A 20,783-nucleotide genomic window follows, 5' to 3' on the forward strand; every position below is an offset into this window, starting at 1 on the left:
CGAGCGACTAAGATCGAAGCATGAACGGCGTCGCGACAGCGCTCGTGTTCACCGGTATCGCCATCGTCCTGCTCGGTTTGCTCCTGCTGGGTGCATCCAGGCTCGGCTTCGGGCGCCTCCCGGGGGACATCGCGATCGAGGGCGACAACGTCCGCGTGTACGCGCCGATCGTCAGCATGATCGTCGTGAGCATCGTCCTCACGATCGTGTTGAACGTCGCGCTGCGCATCTGGCGCTGAGCGTCAGCGCGCGCCCGCCGGCGCCAGCGCTTCCTCGTGCTCGACGGCCGGCGCAGGCAGCGCATCCGGCAACGCCTCGAACGGCGCCGGACGCTTGCGCGGCATCAACCCGAGCAGGTGCGCCATCGGCCAGGCGAGCAGGACAGTGAGCGGCACGTAGACGGCCACCACGAAGGTCCACCAGACGGCACCCTCCCCCGTCTCGACGCGGATCTGGCTCGCGACGAGCCGCATCGCGTCGCTGACGATGAGGAGCGTGTACGACATCACCCCCAGCGCGATCATTCCGCGCATGATGGCGCTCGCCTCGAATGCGCCGGGCCGCCGCACGAGCAACGGCAGCGCCATCATCGCCAGGCCGAGCGTGGAGAGCGGCAGCGCCATCGATTGCCAGTAGCGCGCCGCCCAGCGGCCAATGAGCAGGTCGCCCGTCGTGTGGGCGGCGATCCCGAACGCCAACAGCAGCAGGATCGTCGCCGGATGACGGACCATCGCAAGCGCGCGCTCACGCTCGCGCGAGGGTGCGGCGAGCAGCCAGCCGATGCCCATGCCCGCCGTGAACTCGAACAGCCGGAACGGCGCCCATCCCGTCACCAGCGCGAACTCGAACTCCGGTGCCCCGTACCGGTCGACGATCCACCAGTTGGCAGCCACCGTCATACCGAACGTCGCCACGACGAACGCCACGACGCCGGCCCGCTTCATCACGAAGAACAGCAATGGGAACAGCAGATAGTACTGCGCGATCAGGCCGACGAACCAGAGCGCCAATTGTGGCGCGAAGAACCATTGATCTTCCGTGAGCCGCGGGACCAGTGCGAAACTCGCGAACGCGACGCCCCAGTCGACGTCGATGACGCTGTACCGCGAGATCGTGACGCCGCCGGTGAACGCGGCGCCGAAGGACAGATCGCCGACCTGCGTCTGCCGCCACGCGATCCCTGCGATCACGAGATACGTCAGCGCCACGCCCGCCCAGTACGGCACCATCAGCTTCCGGAAACGCTGCAAGAAGAAGCGCGGCCAATCGATGCGGTCGCCCGCGCGATAGGCCGCGACGGTGAGCGAGATACCGCTGATCATCATGAACAGGGGCACGCCCTGGAAGCCGAGCCTGAACAGCAGATCCGTAAATGCCGTGAACGAATCCCACGCGTTGCCGTCGGACACTTCACCGGTGAAGTGGCTGTAGTAGTCGCTCGGGGCGCCCGGAAAGAATTCGATGTCGCCCCAAATGTGGAACAGCACCACCCACAGGATCGCCACGCCCCGCAGAATGTCGATCGAAGGCAGGCGGCCGCCCGAAGCGTCGTCACGTTCGCGCAACAGGCTCTCCTGGCTGCAGTTGGCCCAACCGGGCGCGGGGTTCGTCGAGAATAGGCTCCCCGGCACCGCAATTCAAGAACCCATGCGATGTAACACCACGATGGGAGCTTCTCGCGCATCCGTTACGTCACTCGACCGGCCGGTACGGATTCGAAACCCCTCCCGGCCCAGACTGAACCGAAGGGAGTACCAATCAATGAATCAACGCGAACGCGCCGACGTCCTCAACGATCCGACGGTCGAAGCGTGCCCGCGCTGCGGCATGCCACGTGACCAATGGCCCGACGACAGCGCCGGCGGCGCAGCGAAGGACGGCGCCACGTACTGCTGCAAGGGCTGCATGGACGACACCGGCTGTACCTGCAGCGGCAACCGCACCGAAGACGCCGCGGGCCGCCCGCCGACCGAGGGAGACATACGCTACGACAAGGCCAGCGGCGACTTCCTCAACGAGCACCGCAAAGAGAACAAGACGATCGAGCCGGATGACTACGCCGACCCGAACGTCGCCAAGACCGCAGGCCCGACGCAAGGCGTCGACTAACCCGAAGCAATACTACAAGGCGTTCGTGCCATCCGATCCTCGATCTCGCGTCTCCTGAGGCGCATAGTGTTTATATGGCGGGTCAAGCGCGGAACCTCAACAGCCAGGCGCAATCCACTCTGGACGTGGATCGCGCGCCAACGGCCGCCGAGATCCGCTTCGACGAGGCCAGCGCCCGGTTCCTGAACGCACATCGCAAAGAGCGGCGAGTCATGACGCCCGCTGACTACGCGGACCCCCTCATCCTCAAGAAAAGCCACGTGCCAAACGGCGGCCTCGCCTAGCACACGATGCGAGAGCATCGCCCCGGCGATCAAGCGGCTCAGCCCGCACGAACGTCACTCGCCGCCGCCACGCGCGTCGCGTGCAGCCCAACGCGCTCGCATGCGATAGCAAAGGCCGACGCATCGCGCAGCGCGCAGCCAAGCGGATCATTGTTGAAGTACGCGTACACGTCGGCGTCCGCGCCAAAGATCTCGCTCAGCATCTCCGCCCGCGAGGCCAGCGCCGCCCGCCCGTAGGACGGCCTCGGCGAAGCACGGCCCTCGTGGAAACGCACGTAGCCCCACGAGGCCGTCCGCCACGCCGGCGTGATCAACTTCGACCCGCGGTCCGCGATGCACAATGCCGCGTCACGCTGCTCCAGCAGCCTGCGCACGTCGTCGACGAACCAGCTATCGTGGCGAAACTCCACCGCGATGCGGATGCCCGGCGCAACATCGCCGAACGCGTCGAGCACGCCCCGCAGGCGATCCACATCCCACCGAAAGTCAGGCGGCAGTTGAAGCAGCACGGGGCCAACCTTCGCCCCGAGCTTCGACGCGCGCTCCATCATGCGCTCGACTGCCTCGCGCGGCTCCTTCAGGCGCTTGATGTGCGTCAGGAAGCGGCTTGCCTTCATGGCAAAGACGAAGTCACCGGGCGTCCGCATCGCCCAGTCCTCGAACGTGCGCGCCTCCGGCAGGCGGTAAAACGTGCCGTTCGCTTCGACCGTCTGAAAGCGCTCAGCGTAGAACACCAGATCATCCGGCGTGCGCGGCTTGCGCGGATAGAAGCGGCCGAGCCAGTGCTTGTACTGCCATCCCGACGTACCGATGTATACCGTCATCGATTCGATCATCGCCATGGGCCGAGAACGGCGCCGTATCGCATTGCCGCCTTCGCCTGCCGATGCAGCGTCAGTTTCAGGTTTCCGCGTCGCAGCGTTGCGGCTATCATGCCGCCCATGCCCAGGCAGCCCGTCACCGCCGTCCTGCTCATCTCGTGCCGTGACCAGAAGGGCCTTGTCGCCGCCGTCTCCGACTTCCTCTACCGCAACAACGGCAACATCACGCACGCCGATCAGCACACCGACCGCGAAGAGAACGTCTTCCTCCAGCGCGTCGAATGGGAACTCGAAGGTTTCGCGATCCCGCGCGACGATATCGCGTCTGCGTTTCAGCCGATCGCCGTGCGTTTCGGCATGGAGTGGACGCTCCGCTTCTCTGACTACGTGCCCCGCCTCGCCATCCTCGTTTCGAAGCTGCCCCATTGCCTGTACGACGTCCTCGCCCGCTGGCGTCTCGGCGAGTTCGAAGCGGAGATCCCGCTCGTCATCAGCAACCACGAAGATGCGCGTCCAATCGTCGAGGGCTTCGCCCTGCGCTACGAAGTCCTGTCCGTTACGCCAGAAGCTAAGCGCGAACAAGAACACCGCATCGCTGCGCTGATCGATGCGGAGCGCGTCGACCTCGTGATCCTGGCGCGCTACATGCAGATCCTCAGCGATGAGTTCGTCTCGCGATATCCCAATCGCATCATCAATATCCATCATTCATTCTTGCCGGCGTTCGCCGGTGCGCGACCCTACCACCAGGCGCACGAACGCGGCGTCAAGATCATCGGCGCCACCGCGCACTACGCGACACGCGACCTCGACCAGGGCCCGATCATCGACCAGGATGTCACCCGCGTCAGCCACCGCGATTCCGTCGACGACCTGGTTCGCAAAGGCCGCGATCTCGAAAAAATCGTGCTCGCGCGCGCCGTCGATCTGCATCTGCGCAATCGCATCGTCGTCTACGGCAACAAGACCGTCATCTTCGACTGATCGCTCAATCCGAAGCGTCGATCCACCCCTGCGCATTCCGCAGACGCGTGCCCGAAAACTCCAGCGTCGAAGCAATGACGGCCCGCCACAGTTCGTCCAGCCGCGGCGTGATTCGCAACTCGACGCTCGACGCCGCGAGCGCATCGAGCAGGTCGCCCACCGGCTCGACCCCAAGCGGCACGATCGTTTCGCGGCTGCTCCAGTGCCCCGACGCGTCGCCATGCGGCGTGAACGTCTCATCCGGCATCGTGTAGCGAAGCAGCGTCGTCGTGCGGACGCGTGCAAGCCACTCAGACTCGATCGCGATCACCATCTTCGCATCGACGCCGCCGAACCAGCGCTCGCGGTCGTCGTCGGTCGTCTGCTCGCCGGGCCAGAAGCACGCGCGCGGGCATTGCCGCGGGAAGTAGTACATCGGCGCGTGCCATGCATCGATCGCCCACACCAGCGCCTCGACCTCAGGGCGGTGCTCGGGTACGTGCGGACGGAACAGCTCGATGCTGGGATCTTCGCTGAAGTGATAGAGCGGCACGGGCCGGAGTGTACCTAGATCGGCGCCCCCGCTGCGACGAGCGGCCACGGACGCATCCGCTCCATTACGAGCGCCAGCTCCAACAGCAGCTTGTCGTCGTGCCGCGCGGCATACGCCTGCAATCCGATCGGCAGTCCGATCGGCGATAACCCCGCCGGGATCGAGATCGCCGGGAACCCGGAGACGTTGCCCGGGATCGTCAGCGCGCCGCCGTTATACGGATCGACCTTCTCACCGTTGACCTCGCGGGGCATCGGGCCCTCAGCCTTGAACGGCTCATAAGGACTGACGGCGCACAGGACCACATCAGTCTGCTCGAACACATCGCACATCGCTTCGTTCATGATCATGCGGAACTTCTGCACCGCGGCCTCGGACCAGACGCGGTACTCCTGCAGCAGACGCATGCTTCCGGCGATCTCGAACGTCAGGTCCGGTTCGCAGTCGGGCCAGAACTGCTTCAAATCCGCCCAGAGGCCCGCCGCGCCAGCCGCCGCCCACGCCCGCCCCTTCTCCGGCATCCGCACCGTCGCATCGACGCGCTTCATGCCGGTCTCGGCGATCAGGTGCTCCGCCGCTTCGACGACGATCTTCTCGACCATCGGATCGATGACGGCGTTGCCAAGGTCCGGCTTCAGCGTCACGCGCAGCCCACGTAGGTCGCGCGTGCCGAGATCGCGCTCCCAGCCATCGACCCGCGGCAGGCTCAGCATGTCGCGCGGGTGATAGCCGGACGCGACGTCCATCCATCGAGCCGTGTCGCGCACGCTCCGACTCACCGTGCCCCAGACGCTCGTCAGCGACCCCGTCTTTGCATGCGGGCCGCGCGGGATGCGCCCAAACGACCCCTTCAGCCCGACGAGCCCCGTGTACGCCGCGGGCAGACGTATCGATCCGCCGCCGTCGCTCGCTGTCGCCAGTGGCACCAGCCCGCCCGCGACCGCCGCCGCCGAACCGCCCGACGATCCCGCCGGCGTGCGTTCGAGGTTCCACGGATTGCGCGTCACGCCGTGTACCTTCGTCGCCGTGTACGCCACGAGCCCGAACTCCGGCGCCGCCGACTTGCCGGCGATCACCGCCCCCGCCGCGCGCAGCCGCTCGACGTGGAGGGAATCGTGATCGACCACGTTGTCCCTGTAGACGACCGAACCGTGCGTCGTAGGCATGCCCCGCGCGTCCTCGAGGTCTTTCACAAGCAGCGGCACGCCGCCGAACGGCCCGACATCCTCGCCGGCCGCGACGGCGCGATCGACCTCTTCCGCCCGCCGCCGTGCGCCCTCGGCATCGAGATACACGACGGCGTTCAGTTCCGATGCCGCGATCGCTTCGAGCGACGCTTCCAGCGCGGCCGTGGCGCGCACGTCGCCCTTGCGAATAGCGTCGGCGAGTGAGCACGCGTCATCGAGCCATGGTCGCATGCAAGCCTCCTGATCCATGAGTGGACGCCGAGATTGTAAGGCTCGCGCGCCGTCTGGGGATAGACGCGTGGCGGGCCTGGAGCAACTGTTGGATCTCGCGGAACGGCATGGCGTCCTGCGCGAATCCGAAGCTGCCCTGCTCGCCCGCCGCGAGCGCCGGGACGGACGATCCGGACGTGCCCGCAGTCGCGAGCGCATCGACATGCTCACGCAACGCCCGTTACGCCACGGTGACGCTCCTTCTGGTACGGATCAAGCAAAGAAATGGAGGTAGCAATGGCCACCCCGACGTTAGACCAGCTCTCAGCGCTGCGCGGCAAGCCCGTGATTGACGTGAACGGCGAGAAGATCGGCGAGGTCGACCAGGTCTTCTACGACGACGACACGTCGCAGCCGCAGTGGGTCGAGGTCAAACGCGGCATGCTCAGCACGTCGCACGTCCTCGTCCCGATTGAGGGCGCGACGATCCAGGACGTCGAACTGCACGTCCCCTACGACCGGGACCGCATCGAAGCGGCGCCCGAGGCGGCAGAAGTGAAGGCGCTCAGCCCCGAGTCTGAGCGGCAACTCGAACAGCACTACGGCGTATCTATGAGCGGCACGTCGCAGGACGAAACGGACATCGACGTAGTGCCGTATATGCGCATCGTGCGCGTCTGGGTCTGGCCGAGTAAACCTTCCACCCCGAGGCGGAAGTTCGCGTACCGAACGCGCCGCGTCGCCTTCGCACGCCATCATGCCTACGCCACTCGAACACGCTGTCCGCCGTTCTGCCAGACAATAGAAGCAGCGCCGGTTTGTGCGAGTCCCCGCCAGTCCTCGCTCCCGGCGCCGCTTGTTATGGCCGTTGACATGAGTCTCCGAGCCACGAACCGGATGGTGCATATGGCTCACGCGATGGCGGGCCTTCACGCCACATGCGCCGCGGCTCCTCTAGAGAGCCGCCCGACGAGCCTTCGCTCGCCCCCGGTTCTTATGCAGCGATCTTACGCCGGCGCGCTCCTGAAGGATCGCGCCACGCGCTGGCGGCATTACGAAGCTATCGCGGTGGGAGAGCGTAACGAGTCCACGCCCCGGAACCACTTCGGGTACGCTAACGACCGAGAGGGGGAGCCATGGCACTGTTCTTCACGATCGTCCCCGAGTACCGCCGCGTCGCGCGCTTCAGTTTCGGCCGCTACGACGGTTCGCCGCGCGGACCCGGCTGGGTCTGGGTCATTCCGTTCTATCACCAATCGATCTCCGTTGACCTCCGCGAAGAGGTGTTCGACGTCGAACCGCAGACGACGATCACCAAGGACAACGCGCCCGTCACAGTCGACATGCTCGTCTTCATGAAGGTCGTCGACCCCGAGGCTGCGGTGCTGAAGGTGCAGGACTACCGCCAGGCCGCGCGAGGTATGGCCATCACGACGCTGCGCGCCGTCGTCGGCGACATGAACCTCGACGACGTGCTCGCCAAGCGAGAACAGATCAACACGTTGATGCAGACGCGACTGGACGACGTCACCGACCGCTGGGGCGTCAAGGTCAACGCCGTCGAAATCCGCGAGATCCTGCCGCCGCGCGACATCCAGGACGCGATGAGCCGCCAGATGTCCGCCGAACGCACCCGCCGCGCCACGATCATCGAGGCCGAGGGCACGCGCCAGGCCGCCATCACCAACGCCGAGGGGTCGAAGCAGGCCGCCATCCTCAACGCCGAGGGCGCGAAGCAATCCGCGATCCTCAACGCCGAGGGCAACCGTCAGGCGGCAATCCTCAACGCAGAGGGATACGCCCTCGCGCTCCAGCAAATCTTCGAGGTGGCGAACACCGTCGACGACAACACCATGGCCCTGCAATACCTGGACACGATGAAGGAACTCGCGGCCGGCGAGTCCACGAAGTGGATCATCCCCATGGAACTGACGCAGTTCCTACAGCGCTTTAGTACCGACGGCGGCGGCTCGGCGCCGAACGGCGGCCGCCAGCACGTGCCGCGGCCCAGCGGCACCGGCTGACCGTCAACCCGGGGTGGACCTAGAGGATCTGCGAGAGGAACAGCTTCGTACGCTCCTCCGTCGGATTCTCGAAGAAGTGCTGCGGCGTGCCTTCTTCGACGATAAGCCCCTCGTCAAAGAACAGGAAGCGGTCGGCGACCTCGCGCGCGAACCCCATCTCGTGCGTAACCACGATCATCGTGATCCCGGAGCGCGCCAGTTCGCGCATCACGTCGAGCACTTCTTTGATCATCTCGGGGTCCAGCGCCGACGTCGGTTCGTCGAACAGCATGATCTTCGGCTGCATCGCCAGCGCCCGCGCGATCGCGACGCGTTGCTGCTGCCCACCCGAAAGCTGGTCCGGGTATTTGTCGATCTGCTCGCTGATCCCGACGCGGTCCAGCAACTGCTCCGCGATGCTGTTCGCGTACGCCTTTCGCTGATGCCGCACCTGCGTCAGCGCCAGCGTGATGTTTCTGCGGACAGTCAGGTGCGGAAACAAGTTGAATTGCTGGAATACCATCCCGACCTCCGAGCGCACCTTTTCCACATTGCGGAGGTCGTTGTTCAGTTCGACGCCATCGACGATGACGACGCCCTCGTCGTGCGGCTCCAGGCGATTGATCGTGCGGATGAACGTCGACTTGCCCGATCCCGACGGCCCCAGCACGACGACGACTTCGCCCTCCCGCACGGTGGTCGTGATGCCGCGCAGCGCCTGGAAGTCTCCGAACCACTTCTTCACGTCGCGGCAGATGATGATGTCGCGCGTTGCCGCCGCCTTGCCGCCCGGCTCATTCATGCTGTGCACTCTATCGCTCCCCGATGCCGAGCGTCTTCTCGAGGCGCTGGCTCGCGCGCGACATCGAGAACGCCACCATCCAGTAGATTGCCGCGACGAACAGCAACGTCTCTGCCTGCCGGCCGATGAACTCCTGCTGCGCCGTCACCTGGCGCGCCACACCAAGCAGGTCCGTCAGCCCGACGATCGCAACGAGCGACGTGTCCTTGAACAGGCTGATGAACTGCCCCACGATCGCCGGCACCACGGCCCGCAGCGCCTGCGGCAAAACGATGAATGCCAGCGTCCGCGTCGTCCCCAGCCCGAGGGCCTGCGCAGCTTCCATCTGCCCGCGCGGCACGGCCTGCAGTCCGCCTCGGATCGTCTCTGCCAGGTACGCCGCCGAAAACAACGTGATCGCGATGAACGCGCGCACGACCAGGTTCGGGTTGTAACCCGTGATCGGAAGGTCGATGATGCCGAGCGCGAGATCGCGTTCCGGTCGTAGCACCAGCGGTAACAGATACGTCGCCATGAACAGGATCGTGATCAGCGGCACGCCGCGAATCACCTCGATGTACGTGATGGACAGCCAGCGCACCACCGGCAGCGTGCTCGCCCGCCCGATCGCCAGCAACAGTCCGAGCGGGAACGCCGCCGCGATGCCAACCACCGTCAAGGTCATGCTGAGCATCAGCCCGCCCCAGACCAGCGTCGGCACCGCGCTCAGCAGCCACAGCGCGAAGAGCACCGCCGCCACCCAGACGACGGGCAGCCACCCGCGTTGCTGCGCCACGTACGCCGCCGCCGCCGGCAGCCGCGCCACGCCGTAGCCCGCCGCGAACAGCGCGAGCGCTACAAGCGTCAGCAGTGCGACCTGCCCGCCCTGGATGAACAGCAGCACCGGCACCATCAAGAGCGCGAGCCCTATGGCCGCCTGCCAGGGGATACGGGCGTACGCGCCCACGCTCACCCCGCCGATCGCGCTCACGACGTACAGGATGATCCACACGCGCCAGGTCTCATCGGCGGGAAAGCGCCCGAGAAAGAACAGCCGCCGGTTTGCTTCCACGACGCTCCAGTCGGCAGTCACAAAAACGAATCGAAGCACGCCGTACGCCATGAACGCGACGACCGCCAGGCTGACGACGGTGAGCAGCGTATTCCCGGCGCTGCCGAAGAGGTTCTCGCGCGCCCACGCCCGCGGGCTCCGCCGGATGATGATGCGTCGTTGCTGCGCCGCCGGCGCCATCGCTATCATCAGCGCCCGCCTCGTAATCCACGGTTATACGCCAGGTTCATCACGGCGGAGATCGCCAGGCTGATCGTTAAATACGTCGCCATGACGAGCACGATCATCGGTACCGCTTGCCCCGTCTGGTTGATCGTCACGCGCGTCACCTGGAAGACGTCCGGAAACGCCACCGCCACGGCCAGGCTTGAGTTCTTCATGAGATTCAAGTACTGGTTCGTCAGCGGCGGCACCATGATCCGCAACGCCTGCGGCAAGATGACGAAGCGCAGCCGCTGCATCGCCTTCAGCCCGACCGCTGCCGCAGCCTCGTCCTGCCCGCGCGGGATCGCCAAAATGCTGCCGCGCACGACCTCCGCGATGAATGCGCCCGTATACAGCACCAGCCCGACGAGCAGCGCGACGAACTCAGGGCTCAGTTGCGCCCCACCGGCGTAGGCGCGCCCCTCGAGCACGGGCCGCTGGAACTCGAGCGGCTGACCCGTCGCGAAGAATGTGATCGCGCCGATCGCCGCAAACACGCCGAAGGCGCCCCACCACGGATAGCGTGGCGTGCCGCTCGCGTCCTGCCAGCGCACCAGCGCCGCACGGACGACCAGCGCGATGACCATCGCGCCGCCAAGCAGCAACAGCCACAACCGGAAACCGTCCTGCGGCTCCCCCCACGCCACCGCAACGCCCCGGTTCGAGACGAGCATCACACCGAGTAGATCCATCGTGTCCGTGATCGTCGGCAGGCGCAGCGCCACCGCCGTGTACCAGAAGATCAGTTGCACGAGCAGCGGCACGTTGCGGAACGTTTCGACGTACGCCTCCGCGAGATGCGAGACAAGCCAGTTCTTCGACAGTCGCGAAACGCCCGCGAGCAGCCCGATCGCCGTCGCCAACACGATGCCGAGGACCGCGACGCGGAACGTGTTCGCCAGCCCCGCCCGAAACGCGTCGGCGTAGCTGTTGTTCGGCGTGTAGTCGACACCGAACGATGTCTCGCCGATGCCGAACCCCGCGCGCTGGCTCAAAAAGTCTTCGCTGAAGTCGACGAATGGGAAGCTGCCGCTCACTTCGACGAACGGCATAGCCTGCAGCCCGGTGCGGTCAAGCTCCGAGATCAGGTTGTCGACAAGAAACCAGCCGATAATCGCGACGATCGCGAGCACCAGCGCTTGCACGGCAATGCGTTGCACCCTGGCATCGCGCCAGAGGACGAGCGGCAATGGCGGTCGCGGGCTCCGGACCTCTACGGCCACGGGACAGGCCGCGCGCGGGAGCGGGCGCCGGAGATCCCGCGCCCGCTCCCGTCACGCGTGCTTTCTAACGGAACGGCGGCCCGTAGATCAGGCCTCCGTCCGTCCATTGCGCGTTCAACGTACCGTCGCGCTCGATGCCGATCGGCGTAATGTTGCGTTCGTAGATTTCGCCGTAGTTCCCGACCGCCGCGAGCACGGCCTGCATGAAGTCCGCGTCGATGCCCAGGCCCGGGTCGAACGCCGCCTCACCCTCGAACGGCACGCCTAGCAGCCGCGCGATGTCGATGGTCTCCGGCGCGCCCGCTGCGGCCTCCACCGTCTCGCTCGTGATCTCGAACTCCTCGGCTAGCATCGTGCCGATCACGGTCCAGTTGACGATGTCGAACCACTGGCTGTCGTTGTCGACGGTCAGCGGTCCCAGAGGTTCCTTCGAGAACGTCTCCTCGAGGATGACGAGCGACTCCGGTCCGCCCGCGTCGGCGGGGTAGGCCGAACGTCGCGCCGCGAGCTGCGACTTGTCGGACGTCCACGCATCGCAACGCTCTTCGACGAACGCCGCCTGCAACGTCTCGTTCTCTTCGAAGGGCAGCGGCGTGCTCGTCGGCAAGCGGTCCGCCAGGTTCAACTCCGTCGTCGTTCCCTGGAGTACGCACACGGTCGCACTCGCGAGATCATCGATCGTCGAGAAACCATCGGCGGTGCGCACCATGATGCCCTGGCCGTCGTAGAACGTCGTCGTCGTGAACGCGAGGCCGGACTGCGCGTCACGGCTGACCGTCCACGTCGTGTTGCGGATCAGCACGTCGACCTGGCCGGTCTGCAACGCCGTCAGCCGCGCCTCCGCCGTCAGCGGCACGTATTGCACCGCGTTCGCATCGCCGAGCACCGCCGCCGCCACCGCCTTGCAGTAGTCGACGTCGAAGCCGGTGAACTCGCCCTGCGCGTCCACCGAACCGAAGCCCGGCACGGCGTCGTTCACGCCGCAGACAAGCTCGCCGCGAGAGCGCACCTGCTCCAGGATGCGGCCGCCTTCGCCGCCATTACCGTTTCCCGATGGCGTTTCGCCAGCCGCCGGTGTGTTGCCGCCTCCCGTCACCTCCGGATCGTCGTCGTCGTCACACGCGATCGCCCCCATCGCGAGCGTGATCACGGCAAACGCCACCAGTACTGGTCGCCAAATTTGTGCTATCACGTTGTACCTCCCTCGTTACAAAAGCCTATGCATCCGTGCATGACAGGACGTAGCACCCGCCCGCACGAGCCTAACACGTTCGTAACAGTGGAGTCGCGGGACTCCCTTAGAGGAAACTTGGAGCATATCCGAGCCCGGGGCCGGGAAGCCGCCGTATCGCGGCCGGGCGGTACACGGCGCTTTACAATCACCAGCGGAGCAAAAATGGCACGCCCGGAGGGATTCGAACCCCCGACCCCCGGTTCCGAAGACCGATGCTCTATCCGCTGAGCTACGGGCGCGCGAAGCAGCCGCATTGTAACAAGCGAAGCTCCCCGGACCGCCGACCGTCAGTTCGCCGGCGTCGCCACCTGCACGTTCACACGCGTCAGGTCGCCGTCTTCGGCCAACTCGCCCGCTTCGACCGTGCCGGCCATCGAGCCGTCTTCGTTCGTGAAATTGATCGCCGTGCCGTTCGCCAGCGTCGACGTCCCCTCCTCCCCCTCTTCGACGGTCCAGCCGAGGCCATCGAACTGCTCGCGGTAGTAGTCGAGCACGTCGTTCGGCGCATCCTCCGTCACCATCGACACGATGAACTGCTGGCCCTGCGGCGCGCGCTGGAAGCCCGTCTCGATCGTCGTCGAATCGGGATACGGCGGCACCTGCTCCGCGGGAAAACCCGCGGGCAGCGGACGGCTCTGGCCGGGCTCGAAGTCTTCTTGCTCGTTGTCCGCCGCCGCGCCGACCACGTTGACGCTCATGAAGATCGTCGTCACGGCGTCGTCCTTCGACTCCGCCGCCAGCACCACGCCTTCGATGTCCGGGTCCTCGATGTTGCTGAACTGCACGACGGTCGACTCGCGCCCGGACTGCTCCACCTCGACCTGCCACGGATCTTCGCTCAGCACGTCGGCAAAATGCGCCGCGACGTCCTGCCGCGCGTCGTCCGTATCGAACACGACGATGTATCCCGCGTCGTCGCCGCGGAGCTGCACGATCGAGGAGATCACGCGCGAGCCAGGATACACAGGAATCTCGTCCGGAAATGCCTCAGGCAGCGACCCCTCGAGCCTGATCATGCCCGTCCCCTCGCCGCTCTGGCTGAACGCGTTGACGACGTTCGTCACGTTGGGCTCGAGCCGTCCGTCGCCGTTCTCGTCGCCGAACTGCGAAGCGAGCAGCCACACCGCCGCGCCGACGACGATCGCCGGAATGATGACCGCCGCGCCGAGCACCCACGGCTTGACCGCGATCGCCTCCCGCGGCGACTTCTCGGGTGGAGGCGGAGCGGTCGCCTTCGCATCATCGTCGACGACGGTATACGAATAGCCGCTGTCCGTTACGCCGCCGCGTTCGGGCTGCTGCCCGCCAGCGTCCTGCGACGCGCCGCCGTCCGGCTGTTCGTTCGTCGGGTCATCGGGCAAAGGGTCTCCTGACGAGGGGAAGGATGGGGTGGACGGAGGGATTTGAACCCTCGATCTCCAGGGCCACAACCTGGCGCCTTAACCGCTAGGCCACGCCCACCACGCTACGAGGTGACGGCCAACAAAATCACCCTGCGTCAAGGACGCAGAGCGCGCACGACCGTCCTGAGTCTCGAAAAAGTCTAGCATCGCGCCGGAAACGCGGTCAAGGAAAGCTGAAAGCTGAAAGCTGAAAGCTGACCGCTGACCGCTCCCCCTCACCGCCCCGTCGACCCGTGCCCGCCCTCGCCCCGCTCCGTCGACGACAGTTCATCGACCTCCACGACGCGCACGGGCGCCAGCCGCGCGATCACGATCTGCGCGATCCGATCACCGTCATGCAGCACGTATTTATCGAGATCGCCAAAGGTCCACATCGTCACGCGCAACTCGCCGCGATAGTCCGCATCGACCGTCCCGAACGCCACGCCGATGCCCTTAAGGGAAAGCCCCGACCGCGGCCGCACCTGCACGTCGTACCGGGGCGGCACCTCGATCGCGAGCCCGGTCGGTACCATCGCCGGCGCGCGACGCAGCGTCAGCGGCTCGACTAGACATGCACATATGTCAAGCCCGCTAGATCCAGGTGTGGCGCGAACGGGTAAGCGCGCTCCCTCATGTAGCTTCAGCACCCGCAGGTCGATATCTTCCACGGGCGTCAGCCTATCAGCGGCGAAGCGTAGCGTCAGCGTCGTCTATAGCCGTTGACCGGGCCGCACTCGCTGCCGATGATCGAAACGGGCAACAGGAAGGTCCGTACGGTTTGAAAATCATCCTGGGCACACTCGCGGTGATCGCGCTCGGCGCTATGATCGCCGTCGCACTCCTGGCAAACCTCGGCGCCGAAGCGGCGCCCGCCGTCCCGCGCCTCACCCCGACGCGCACGGCCACGCCCCGCGTCTCCCCGACGCCCCGCGCCACGCCTACGCCCCCGATCAAGCCCGTCGCGGCGCAGGGCCCCGGCATCATGGTCGCCGAATGCACGGGCACGGGCGTGAACTCTGTACGCGTGTTTTTCCTCTGGAACCCGTCGCGCGCGGGCAGGCAGTTCCTCGACCTCAGCATGCTCAACAACGGATTCGCGCCCGGAAGCTTCTTCGCCGCGGGGCCGCTGCCATCCGACCGCTGGGGATTCGTCTGGGAAGGGTTGCGCCAGGGCTCGACGCACTACGCGCGCATCAACACCCTGACCTCCGACGGGTGGAAGGCAACGCCGCCGCTCGCGTTCTACACGCCCATCTGTGACCCGGCCGCGCACACGCCCGCAGCGGGGCCCGACATGCTGTCGCTGCGCGCGGACATCGAAGCCGCGATCGTCCGCTCCGGCATCAATACCGCCGTCGCGATCACCGATCTGCGCACCGGCGAGTCGATCGACGTCAACGGCGCCAACAACCGGCTGCCCGGCTGCACGATCAACCTTTTCGTGCTGATGCGCGTCGCGGTCGATTTGCAGAACGGCCGCTATCCGGAGCCTGTCCCCGGCGACCTGATCGGCCAGACGATCAACCGCTCCGACCCCATCACATCGCGCACGCTGATGAAGAATTACATCGGCGCCGGTGACCTGTATCGCGGCATCAACGAGGTCAACACCTTCATGCAGTCGCTCGGCATGCGCGACACGCTCATGGACCACCCGCCGGCATTCTTCCACGAGTCTGTCTTCGGCCGGTCGATCGACAACCGCATCACCGCGCTCGACACGAACCGCGGGCTGCAGGCGCTGTGGGACGGACGCGTGCTAACGCCCGGTTGGCGCGACTACATGCTTCGAAAGATGACGCTCGTCAAACCGGGATTGAACTACCTGATTCCGGCCGGCACAAGCTCGGGCGCCGTCGTCTCGCACAAGAACGGCTTCCTCTACGCCGAGGGCTGGGCGGACAACGACATCGGCATCGTCTGGTTCGAGCGCAACGGTCAGCGCTACGGGTACGCCATCTCGTTTTTCACCCAGCACGTCCCGTCGAAATACGCCGACATCCCGATGGGCCAGCAGGTCTCCTCGCTGGCCTACCAGTGGTTCGTTGGCCGCTACGGCTACCCCTGAGGCTGTCGGCACCCATCGAACCGCGTCCGCCAGCACCGGCTTTGCGACGCCCCTCCGCCAACGACCAGCGACCAGCGACCAGCGACCAGCGACCAGCATCCAGCATCCAGCCGTCATGCAGCCATAGCATCGAACCTCCCGCGACCCCGGTGGTACCATACAGGTGCGATGCCCGAACGAGATGAACTCCAGATCGCCCGATGGGAGGCCATCCGTGCCCGCGTAGGCGGCGGACTGCGCGGCATGCGCGGCCGTGGACGCTCGCAGGCGCAACTCGCCTGGGAACTCGATGAACTCGGCTTTCACATCAGCCAGAGCATGGTGTCACGCTACGAGCAGGGCCAGGGCGAAGTGCCGATCTCGCTCGAGCGGCTCGTCGGCTGGGCGCTCTGCTGCGACGCGCTCAGCTCCCAGCACCTGCGCGAGATCCTCGAACTCTCGGGATTCATGCTTCCCTGGACGCGCGGCGATATGACCCAGTTCGACGACCTGCTGCGCCGCTACCGCGCCCTTTCTCGCCCCGACCAGATGGAGTTGCGCAGGAAGATGCTCTGGCACTTGCTCGGCATGCGCCCGCGCGACATCACCCTGCAGACGGAGCGGTACGCCTGATGATTGAGCCCGTCATGAACGATGAGACGCGCCGTCAACTGCGCGAACGGCTGCGGTTCCTGCCGATGATCGGCGACGCGCGCACGCGCGCGAAGCGGCTGCGCGCCGTCTTCGAGGAACTGGGCATCCACTGCGACGAGTCCGCCGACCTGCACGACCTCGACGCTGTGCTGTTCGCTTCGGCGCGCGGCAGCGATGCGCTCATCGCGTCGCGTCTCGACGATGACCAGCGGCTTACGGCGTACGCGCGCCTCGCCGCGCGCATCCTTGCTTGCGAACTCCATCCGCCCGTCGACGCGAGCATGGAGTACGCCGACGACGCGCTTGCCCCCTCAAAGCGCGAGCGCGAGGAAGAGCGCATGCTCATGAAGCTTGCCTGGGCGATCCGCGAGGGCCGCCTCGACCTCGCACCGCGTCCGCTCTATGAAGACGTCCCAAAGCTCACGTTCGCCTTCACGCCGCGCTCCGCCGCCCGCTCGACGCTCGGCGGCTTCCACTGGTGGAGCGGCTTCTGGTATCGCCGCTCGAGCATGTACCGCCGCTGGCGCTCCCGCCGCGACGTGAGCACCGCCATCGTGCGCGTCATCGGCATCCTCGACCCGGCCGACCTGCAGACGGCTTAGTGGTGGTCATCGCCGATTAAACGTGAACTACACTTCGGGTGCATGCCCATTGGCACGGCTGCGTTCTCGTGGGAACGTTCCGTTTTATCACTGCTGTTCCCCAGAGGTACGGCTTGTCGACAATTCCCAGACGGCTGATCTCCGTCCTCAATCCTGATGCACGCATCGGCTTCCAACGCGAAGAGTGGGATGATGAGCGTCTTGGGCGCGTGTCCGGCGACGACTTCCTTACCATTAACGGGCGCTTGGCCATCGATCTCGGCTTTGACTGTCCAAGTTGCACGTTCATCTTTGAGCGCATTGATCCAATTCAACTACCGGTGTCAGCGCTAGAGTTTTCGTCTCTGCTCGCGGATGGATTGACGGAGATCGACGATTCGGTGCTCGAAGTTGCAACTAGCGTTGTTCCCTCAGGTGACTACCTTGCGGTGCTCCTAGATTTCAATCCAAGGCTTGTTTCGCCGGGATCGGAGGACGACTATTTCGCGAATGAGTACAGACGCACCGCCGATCGTGAACATGATCCGCGCCAGGCCTACTACCGAGGTACGTCGTTCCGCTCGCAACAAGGACAAGGATTTCACGAATTGGTCGTTCCGTTGTACGACTCCGCCTTGTGCGACTCAGCCCGAGTGAACGAGTTCCGGCTCGCTCTGCGAGGAGGGTCCCGTCCCACCGCTCTCGCTGTTTCGTTTTGCGACGTGGTTGATCGCGGTGGTTGGTTCGGTATCGACGAATCCCGGAGCGACTATGCGCGAGAGTTCCATCCTGATCCGCAGGTGCAATGGGTGCTTACGCACTACCTACTCGACGGCCACCACAGGTACGGGCCGCAGCGGAGGAAGGACGAACGCTTACCATCTTGTCTTTGATACGAGGTAAAGTCGGTGGCCGGACTCTCTTGTGGCGGGCCGAAGAAATGATTCAGATTCTCGAGGCACATGGCTGAGTCCGCCACCACAACAATGAGGGAAAGCTGCTCATGAAGCCCTCCGTCTCACTGGCCGCCGTACCCGGCCGCCGCGCCTGGACCATCGAGATCGCGCAAGAGATCGAGCAGCGTGGCTATCCCGGCATCTACCTGCCGAGCTTCGGCGACGCCATGGGCCTCGGCGTGGCGATCGCGCTCAATACCAAGACCATCCAGTTCGGCACCACCGTGCAGCCGATCTACCTCCGCCAGCCGTCGGACTTCGCGTCGGCCGCGTCATTCATCCATGAGTTGAGCGAAGGGCGGTTCTGGTTTGGCGTCGGCGTTACGCACGGCCCCGTGCACCAGCGTCTCGGCGTCACACCCGGTAAACCGCTCGCGGACATCCGACGCTTCGTCGAAGCCCTGCGCAAGTCGTCCGAACAGGGCGCCGGACCCCTGCCGCCGGTCGTGCTCGCCACGCTCCGACGCAGGATGGTCGAACTCTCCGCCGAGGTCGCCGAAGGCGCCGTCTGGGCGAACGGCGCCCGCTCCCACATGCAACGCTCGCTCTCGCACCTGCCCGCGGACAAGCGCGATGACCCGGCATTCTTCATCGGCGACATGATCCCCACGTGCATCAGCGACGACGTCGAAGCCGCCGCCGCCGTCATGCGGCGCACCCTCACCGGCTACGTCGTGCTGCCGAACTACCGCAACTACTGGATCGAAGCCGGCTACGAAGAAGAAATGCGCGCCATCGAAGCCACGCAGAACGCGGGCGACGTGGCGAAGATCCCCGGCCTGATGTCGGAGCGCTGGCTCAAGGACGTCACCCTTTACGGCACCGCCTCCGACGTGCGCGCAGGCGTCGAAGCCTGGCACGCCGCCGGCGTCCGCACGCCGATCCTCGTGCCGTCCAGCGCGTCCGGTGGCCAGAAGAAAGCCTTCGAAGAGTTCTTCGAGACCTTCGACTAGAAGGTTCAAGGTTCTCCGTCCATTCTTGGCACTAAGTCCCGCGCCCCGTATGATCATTTCGTCAGAGGCGAAATAGCCGGGAGGACACATGGAATTCAATGACACCCCGGAAGAGGCTGCGTGGCGCAACGAGGTCCGCGAGTTCCTCCAGAAGGAATACCCGACTGAATTCAAGCGCGGCGGACGTGGCGAGCGCGAAGAGGGTGAAGGCCTGTTCCGCGATCGCAAGAAGGAAAAAGCTGAAGACCCCATCAAGCGCTGGCGCTCCGCCCTCACCAGCCGCGGCTGGGTCGCGCCCGCATGGCCCAAGGAGTACGGCGGCGCCGGTCTCGATATCAAGCGCCAGTTCGTCCTCAACGAGGAGTTCGCAGAGTTCGGCGCCATGAACATCGGCGGCTTCGGCACCATGATGCTCGGCCCGACGCTCATCGTGCACGGCTCCGAAGAACAGAAGAAGGAACATCTGCCCGGCATCCTCAACGGCCAGGTGCAGTGGTGCCAGGGCTGGTCCGAGCCTAACGCCGGCTCCGATGTCGCGTCCGTGCAGACGCGCGCCGTCCGCGACGGCGACGACTACGTGATCAACGGCCAGAAGATCTGGACCACCGGCGCCCAGTTCGCCGATATGATGTACATGCTCGCGCGCACCGACCCCGAAGCGCCCAAGCACCGCGGCATCAGCTACTTCCTGCTCGATATGAAGGCGCCCGGCGTCAGCGTCCGTCCTCTGATCACCATGGCCGGTTCCGCCACCTTCAACGAGGTCTTCTTCGAAAACGTGCGCGTGCCCGCCCGCAACCGCGTCGGCGAGGAGAACCGCGGCTGGTACATCGGCACCACCACGCTCGACTTCGAGCGCTCGTCGATCGGATCATCGGTCGGCGTGCAGAAGCAACTGCAGGGCATGCTCAAGTTCGCGAAGGAAAATCCCCAGATCGCCGTCGCCGCGAAGAGCCACGGCGTCAAACTGGAGTTCGCCGACCGCTGGATCGAAGCGTCCGTCATGCGGTTGATGTCGTATCGCGTCATCAGCATGCAAAATGCCGGCCTCATCCCGAACCACGAAGCGTCGATGTGCAAGCTGTTCGGATCGGAACTCGGTCAGCGCATCGCCGCGCTCGGCCTGAAGATGACGCAGATGTACGGCATGGTCACCGGCGGCGATCCCAAGCTCGCGGCCGCCGGACGCTTCGGCGTCGGCTACGTCGGCGCCGTGTCATCGACGATCGCCGGCGGCACCAGCGAGATCCAGCGCAACATCATGGCCCAGCGCGGCCTCGGCCTGCCGCGGGACTGACGTCCATGAATAAGGGGTGAGACATCGTCTTCACCCTTCCCGTCATGCTTCCGGGTGCTGTTGAGAACGGTGGGGGATCACGTCGTGCCTACCGTCCGGTCCATTCTTCCTCCCGTTGTCGCTCTTGCGTTGTTGGCGCTCGTCATCATTCTGGCGTCGCGAACGTCGGCATCCGACGCGTCCGCCGAACCAGCGCGGTTAGCACGACGTGGGTCAGCGACGCCTCACTACATACGTTATGGAGCTACTGACTCCACTCAAGGTGG

Annotated in this window: 22 protein-coding genes and 2 tRNA genes; 11 read left to right on the top strand and 13 right to left on the bottom strand. The window is 65.5% G+C overall.

Annotated elements, in window-relative coordinates:
* Positions 1–20: 20 nt before the first annotated feature.
* On the top strand, positions 21–239 hold the full coding sequence (locus WEB52_02640; GenBank protein MEX2225331.1) for a DUF2905 domain-containing protein: 219 nt from the start codon (positions 21–23) through the stop codon (positions 237–239).
* 3 nt (positions 240–242) lie between these two features.
* Here the strand turns inward: WEB52_02640 and WEB52_02645 are convergent, their stop codons facing one another.
* A complete protein-coding gene (locus WEB52_02645; GenBank protein ID MEX2225332.1) occupies positions 243–1,565 on the bottom strand; it encodes an acyltransferase in 1,323 nt (440 codons plus the stop codon).
* 196 nt (positions 1,566–1,761) lie between these two features.
* On the opposite strand from WEB52_02645, the gene WEB52_02650 reads away from it, so the two are divergent.
* Positions 1,762–2,109, top strand: coding sequence for a hypothetical protein (locus WEB52_02650; protein MEX2225333.1), 348 nt, complete (start codon positions 1,762–1,764; stop codon positions 2,107–2,109).
* A gap of 125 nt (positions 2,110–2,234) precedes the next feature.
* Positions 2,235–2,393 (top strand): hypothetical protein, encoded by a 159-nt coding sequence (locus tag WEB52_02655; protein MEX2225334.1) that lies wholly within the window; start codon positions 2,235–2,237, stop codon positions 2,391–2,393.
* Between the two features lie 38 nt (positions 2,394–2,431).
* Here the strand turns inward: WEB52_02655 and WEB52_02660 are convergent, their stop codons facing one another.
* Positions 2,432–3,217: a DUF72 domain-containing protein gene (locus tag WEB52_02660; protein MEX2225335.1), complete on the bottom strand. Its 786-nt coding sequence runs from the start codon at positions 3,215–3,217 to the stop codon at positions 2,432–2,434.
* 117 nt (positions 3,218–3,334) lie between these two features.
* Between WEB52_02660 and purU the strand changes: the two genes are divergently transcribed.
* Positions 3,335–4,198: a formyltetrahydrofolate deformylase gene (gene purU / locus WEB52_02665; GenBank protein MEX2225336.1), complete on the top strand. Its 864-nt coding sequence runs from the start codon at positions 3,335–3,337 to the stop codon at positions 4,196–4,198.
* A 4-nt stretch (positions 4,199–4,202) separates the two neighbouring features.
* On the opposite strand, the gene WEB52_02670 is transcribed toward purU, so the two are convergent.
* From WEB52_02670 to WEB52_02680, 3 genes are all read right to left on the bottom strand, one after another.
* Positions 4,203–4,730: a DUF6886 family protein gene (locus WEB52_02670; GenBank protein MEX2225337.1), complete on the bottom strand. Its 528-nt coding sequence runs from the start codon at positions 4,728–4,730 to the stop codon at positions 4,203–4,205.
* Between the two features lie 14 nt (positions 4,731–4,744).
* A complete protein-coding gene (locus WEB52_02675; GenBank protein MEX2225338.1) occupies positions 4,745–6,148 on the bottom strand; it encodes an amidase in 1,404 nt (467 codons plus the stop codon).
* A 303-nt stretch (positions 6,149–6,451) separates the two neighbouring features.
* Positions 6,452–6,715 carry a hypothetical protein gene (locus WEB52_02680; GenBank protein ID MEX2225339.1) on the bottom strand — a complete coding sequence of 88 codons (264 nt, stop codon included), beginning with the start codon at positions 6,713–6,715 and terminating at the stop codon, positions 6,452–6,454.
* Between the two features lie 548 nt (positions 6,716–7,263).
* On the opposite strand from WEB52_02680, the gene WEB52_02685 reads away from it, so the two are divergent.
* On the top strand, positions 7,264–8,151 hold the full coding sequence (locus tag WEB52_02685) for an SPFH domain-containing protein (protein ID MEX2225340.1): 888 nt from the start codon (positions 7,264–7,266) through the stop codon (positions 8,149–8,151).
* A 19-nt stretch (positions 8,152–8,170) separates the two neighbouring features.
* Here WEB52_02685 and WEB52_02690 read toward each other — a convergent pair whose 3' ends face one another.
* The 8 genes from WEB52_02690 to dut all read right to left on the bottom strand — a co-directional run bounded on the left by WEB52_02690 (position 8,171) and on the right by dut (position 14,697).
* Entirely contained in the window at positions 8,171–8,932 is a 762-nt protein-coding gene (locus tag WEB52_02690; protein MEX2225341.1) for an amino acid ABC transporter ATP-binding protein, read from the bottom strand.
* A gap of 10 nt (positions 8,933–8,942) precedes the next feature.
* Entirely contained in the window at positions 8,943–10,172 is a 1,230-nt protein-coding gene (locus WEB52_02695; GenBank protein MEX2225342.1) for an amino acid ABC transporter permease, read from the bottom strand.
* Positions 10,172–11,377, bottom strand: a complete 1,206-nt coding sequence (locus WEB52_02700) for an ABC transporter permease subunit (GenBank protein MEX2225343.1) — start codon at positions 11,375–11,377, stop codon at positions 10,172–10,174. The genes WEB52_02695 and WEB52_02700 overlap by 1 nt, the downstream gene beginning before the upstream one ends.
* 97 nt (positions 11,378–11,474) lie before the next feature.
* Complete coding sequence (locus tag WEB52_02705; protein ID MEX2225344.1) at positions 11,475–12,602, bottom strand: amino acid ABC transporter substrate-binding protein; 1,128 nt, start codon at positions 12,600–12,602, stop codon at positions 11,475–11,477.
* Positions 12,603–12,807: 205 nt separating this feature from the next.
* Positions 12,808–12,883, bottom strand: a tRNA-Arg gene (locus tag WEB52_02710).
* A gap of 48 nt (positions 12,884–12,931) precedes the next feature.
* Complete coding sequence (locus tag WEB52_02715; protein MEX2225345.1) at positions 12,932–14,005, bottom strand: hypothetical protein; 1,074 nt, start codon at positions 14,003–14,005, stop codon at positions 12,932–12,934.
* Between the two features lie 24 nt (positions 14,006–14,029).
* Positions 14,030–14,105 (bottom strand) — tRNA-His (locus tag WEB52_02720).
* 157 nt (positions 14,106–14,262) lie between these two features.
* A complete protein-coding gene (dut, locus tag WEB52_02725) occupies positions 14,263–14,697 on the bottom strand; it encodes a dUTP diphosphatase (GenBank protein ID MEX2225346.1) in 435 nt (144 codons plus the stop codon).
* Positions 14,698–14,807: 110 nt separating this feature from the next.
* Between dut and WEB52_02730 the strand changes: the two genes are divergently transcribed.
* The 6 genes from WEB52_02730 (at position 14,808) to WEB52_02755 (ending at position 20,517) form a co-directional block, all read left to right on the top strand.
* Positions 14,808–16,097: a serine hydrolase gene (locus WEB52_02730; GenBank protein MEX2225347.1), complete on the top strand. Its 1,290-nt coding sequence runs from the start codon at positions 14,808–14,810 to the stop codon at positions 16,095–16,097.
* A gap of 168 nt (positions 16,098–16,265) precedes the next feature.
* Positions 16,266–16,709, top strand: coding sequence for a hypothetical protein (locus WEB52_02735; GenBank protein MEX2225348.1), 444 nt, complete (start codon positions 16,266–16,268; stop codon positions 16,707–16,709).
* Positions 16,709–17,332 carry a hypothetical protein gene (locus WEB52_02740; GenBank protein ID MEX2225349.1) on the top strand — a complete coding sequence of 208 codons (624 nt, stop codon included), beginning with the start codon at positions 16,709–16,711 and terminating at the stop codon, positions 17,330–17,332. Before WEB52_02735 ends, WEB52_02740 begins: the two co-directional genes overlap by 1 nt.
* Before the next feature lie 113 nt (positions 17,333–17,445).
* Positions 17,446–18,204 (top strand): hypothetical protein, encoded by a 759-nt coding sequence (locus tag WEB52_02745; GenBank protein ID MEX2225350.1) that lies wholly within the window; start codon positions 17,446–17,448, stop codon positions 18,202–18,204.
* A 110-nt stretch (positions 18,205–18,314) separates the two neighbouring features.
* Positions 18,315–19,220 carry an LLM class flavin-dependent oxidoreductase gene (locus tag WEB52_02750; protein ID MEX2225351.1) on the top strand — a complete coding sequence of 302 codons (906 nt, stop codon included), beginning with the start codon at positions 18,315–18,317 and terminating at the stop codon, positions 19,218–19,220.
* A gap of 88 nt (positions 19,221–19,308) precedes the next feature.
* Complete coding sequence (locus WEB52_02755) at positions 19,309–20,517, top strand: acyl-CoA dehydrogenase family protein (protein ID MEX2225352.1); 1,209 nt, start codon at positions 19,309–19,311, stop codon at positions 20,515–20,517.
* Positions 20,518–20,783 lie beyond the last annotated feature (266 nt).

The sequence above is a fragment of the Dehalococcoidia bacterium genome, from assembly GCA_040902535.1.
Taxonomy (GTDB): Bacteria; Chloroflexota; Dehalococcoidia; order DSTF01; family JACRBR01; genus JBBDXD01.

Bases quoted from the DNA above. Each gene is read 5' to 3' on its own strand.
- WEB52_02735 (MEX2225348.1), top strand. From the start codon at position 16,266: ATGCCCGAACGAGATGAACTCCAGATCGCCCGATGGGAGGCCATCCGT.
- WEB52_02755 (MEX2225352.1), top strand. From the start codon at position 19,309: ATGGAATTCAATGACACCCCGGAAGAGGCTGCGTGGCGCAACGAGGTC.
- WEB52_02690 (MEX2225341.1), bottom strand. From the start codon at position 8,932: ATGAATGAGCCGGGCGGCAAGGCGGCGGCAACGCGCGACATCATCATC.
- purU (MEX2225336.1), top strand. From the start codon at position 3,335: ATGCCCAGGCAGCCCGTCACCGCCGTCCTGCTCATCTCGTGCCGTGAC.
- WEB52_02675 (MEX2225338.1), bottom strand. From the start codon at position 6,148: ATGCGACCATGGCTCGATGACGCGTGCTCACTCGCCGACGCTATTCGC.
- WEB52_02695 (MEX2225342.1), bottom strand. From the start codon at position 10,172: ATGATAGCGATGGCGCCGGCGGCGCAGCAACGACGCATCATCATCCGG.
- WEB52_02640 (MEX2225331.1), top strand. From the start codon at position 21: ATGAACGGCGTCGCGACAGCGCTCGTGTTCACCGGTATCGCCATCGTC.
- WEB52_02685 (MEX2225340.1), top strand. From the start codon at position 7,264: ATGGCACTGTTCTTCACGATCGTCCCCGAGTACCGCCGCGTCGCGCGC.
- WEB52_02750 (MEX2225351.1), top strand. From the start codon at position 18,315: ATGAAGCCCTCCGTCTCACTGGCCGCCGTACCCGGCCGCCGCGCCTGG.
- WEB52_02740 (MEX2225349.1), top strand. From the start codon at position 16,709: ATGATTGAGCCCGTCATGAACGATGAGACGCGCCGTCAACTGCGCGAA.
- WEB52_02650 (MEX2225333.1), top strand. From the start codon at position 1,762: ATGAATCAACGCGAACGCGCCGACGTCCTCAACGATCCGACGGTCGAA.
- WEB52_02660 (MEX2225335.1), bottom strand. From the start codon at position 3,217: ATGACGGTATACATCGGTACGTCGGGATGGCAGTACAAGCACTGGCTC.